Here is a 3,137-nt window from a genome sequence, read left to right as displayed (position 1 = left end):
GCGACGAGTAATCCGCGCAGCCATTGGCCGTTTCAGAATATATTAAGGGGACGTTGGCAAAGTGGTTCAACTTCTCCTAAGGTTTTCTTGTTATTCAGATATCAAGATCACCTTTTAAACGGACCGGGCGGGACGATCGTATGAGCAATCAGGGCCAGGCACAGGAACCGACGATGGAGGAAATCCTTGCCTCCATCCGGCGGATTATTTCTGAGGATAGCGGGCCAGATGACAGCCCCCGCGCTGCGGAAGCGGCACCGCCGCCTGCGCCGGAGGATGAGGCTTACGACATCGAGGAAGACATTCTCGAACTGACGGAGGCGCTGCCCGAAGAGCCGCCTTATCAGGAACCGGCCTCGTTCGAGCCGCCTTCGAGCGCGCTTGTGGATGATGTGCAGTTTGCCGAACCGGAGCCTGCTCCTGAACCCGAACCTGTGGCCGAGCCGGAGCCTGAGCCGGTCTATGAGCCAGAACCCGTCTATACGCCGGAACCCGAGCCCGTGGTTGCGCGGGTGGAACCCACCCCTGTAGCGCCCGAGCCTGTGACGCCGGTTCAGCCTGCGATTGAGGAGCCTGTCATGCCCACCGAACCGGCACAGCCTTCGCCTGCTCTGATTTCCCGCGAAGCTGAGGCGGCAGCTTCTGCTGCTTTCGGTATGCTGCAAACCTCGCTTGCCTCGTCCAATAGCGGCCGGACGCTTGAGGATATCGTGGTGGATATGCTCCGCCCGATGCTGAAAGAGTGGCTGGACGACAATCTCCCCTCGCTGGTGGAGCGGCTTGTAGCGGAAGAAATCGAGCGGATCGCCCGCCGCCGCGGCTAAGACGGCTTTTGCGGGCCTGTTTGGCCCGCCCTTGTGCACCGATGCTTGATAGGGTGGCGCTGCCTGTGTAACACAGGCTCGCGCCGCCCTTTTTTTGCGCCTTTTTCCTACGGATGTGACCTCCCATGCTCGAAAAGACCTTCAACCCGCAGGAAGCCGAAGCCCGGCTTTATGACCTTTGGGAAGAAAGCGGCGCGTTTCGCGCTGGCGCAGGCGGCCGGGTAGAGGCGGGCGCCGAGTCCTTTTGCATCGTCATACCGCCGCCCAATGTGACGGGCAGCCTGCATATGGGCCATGCGCTCAACAACACATTGCAGGATGTGCTGATCCGTTTTGAGCGGATGCGGGGCAAGGATGTGCTTTGGCAGCCGGGGCTCGACCATGCGGGCATTGCAACGCAGATGATCGTCGAGCGGCAGCTTGAGGCGGAAGGCAATATCCGCCGCCGCGATCTGGGCCGCGAGGCCTTTATCGAGCGCGTCTGGAAGTGGAAGGGCGAAAGCGGCGGCACGATCATCGGCCAGCTTCGTCGCCTCGGCGCTTCCTGCGACTGGAGCCGCGAACGCTTCACGCTGGATGAAGGTCTTTCAAAGGCGGTGCTCAAGGTTTTCGTGGAGCTGTACCGGAAAGGGCTCATCTATCGCGACAAGCGGCTCGTGAACTGGGACCCGAAGCTCCAGACGGCGGTGTCGGATCTCGAGGTCGAAAACATCGAGGTTAAGGGCCATTTCTGGCATTTCCGCTACCCGCTTGCCGATGGCGTGACCTATGAATGGCCGCTCTTCGATGAAGAGGGCAACCAGACGGGCACGGAGGCGCGCGACTATATCGTCGTCGCCACGACGCGCCCTGAGACCATGCTGGGCGATACCGGCGTTGCCGTGAATCCGGAAGATGAGCGCTACAAGGCGCTGATCGGCAAGCATGTGATCCTGCCGCTTGTCGGCCGCCGCATTCCGATTGTCGGCGACGAACATGCCGACCCGACACAGGGCTCCGGCGCGGTGAAGATTACGCCTGCGCATGACTTCAACGACTTCGAAGTCGGCAAGCGGTGCGGGCTTGAGCAGATCAATATTCTCAATACCGACGGCACGCTGAATGATGAAGTGCCGGAAGCCTATCGCGGCCTCGATCGCTTCGAGGCGCGCAAGAAGGTGGTTGCGGATATCGAGGCGCTCGGCCTCCTTGATCGTATTGAAGACAAGATCGTCATGGTGCCCCATGACGAGAAAACCAAGATGGTGGTGATCGAACCCTTCCTCACCGACCAGTGGTATGTCGATGCGGCGACGCTTGCGAAGCCTGCCATCGAGGCGGTGGAGCGCGGCGAAACTGTCTTTGTGCCGAAGAACTGGGAAAAGACCTATTTCGAATGGATGCGCAACATCCAGCCCTGGTGCATCTCGCGCCAGCTTTGGTGGGGCCATCGGATTCCGGCGTGGTATGGGCCGGACGGGCATGTCTTTGTCGCCTATAGCGACGAGGAAGCGGCAGCGGAGGCTGAAAAGCATTACGGCAAGGCGGTGGAGCTTAGGCGCGACGAAGATGTGCTCGACACATGGTTCTCGTCGGGGCTATGGCCTTTCTCGACGCTTGGCTGGCCGGATGAGACGCCGGAACTGAAGCGCTACTACAAGACCGATGTGCTCGTCACCGGCTTCGACATCATCTTCTTCTGGGTTGCCCGTATGATGATGATGGGGCTGCACTTCATGAAGGAAGTGCCGTTCCACACGGTCTATATCCATGCGCTGGTCCGCGATGAGAAGGGCCAGAAAATGTCGAAGACAAAGGGGAATGTGATCGATCCCCTGAAGCTCATTGACGAATATGGCGCGGATGCGCTGCGCTTCACGCTGACCGCCATGGCCGCGCAGGGCCGCGACATAAAGCTCGCGACTTCGCGCGTTGAAGGCTATCGCAATTTCGGCACCAAGCTCTGGAATGCTGCCCGCTTCTGCGAGATGAACGAATGTGCGCGGGTGGAAGGGTTCGATCCCGCCGCCGTCCAGCAGACGGTCAATCAGTGGATTGCTGGCGAAGTGGCGCGCACTGCTTCCGAAATCACGGCGGCGCTTGAAGCCTATCGCTTTAACGACGCGGCGAATGCGGCCTATCGCTTTGTCTGGAATGTTTTCTGCGACTGGTATCTGGAGTTCATCAAGCCGCTTCTGATGGGCGAGGATGAGGCTGCGAAGGCAGAAACCCGCGCAACGGCGGCATGGGTGCTCGATCAGATCCTTCTCATGCTACATCCCTTCATGCCGTTCATCACCGAAGAACTCTGGCAACATACGGCGAGCAAGGGGC

At 59.9% G+C, this 3,137-nt stretch carries 2 protein-coding genes; both read left to right on the top strand.

Going from position 1 to position 3,137, the window contains the following annotated elements; genetic code table 11:
- Window positions 1–140: 140 nt before the first annotated feature.
- A complete protein-coding gene (locus WBF74_RS08280; protein ID WP_424437981.1) occupies window positions 141–824 on the top strand; it encodes a DUF2497 domain-containing protein in 684 nt (227 codons plus the stop codon).
- Between the two features lie 125 nt (window positions 825–949).
- Window positions 950–3,137 (top strand): valine--tRNA ligase (locus tag WBF74_RS08275; RefSeq protein ID WP_424437978.1); only part of this gene is annotated, 2,188 nt, incomplete at its 3' end.

The sequence above is a fragment of the Parvibaculum sp. genome (assembly GCF_049672805.1).
Classification (GTDB): Bacteria; Pseudomonadota; Alphaproteobacteria; order Parvibaculales; family Parvibaculaceae; genus Parvibaculum.
The sequence above is the reverse complement of the archived record's forward strand: the minus strand, read 5'-3'. Positions and strand labels throughout refer to the sequence as shown.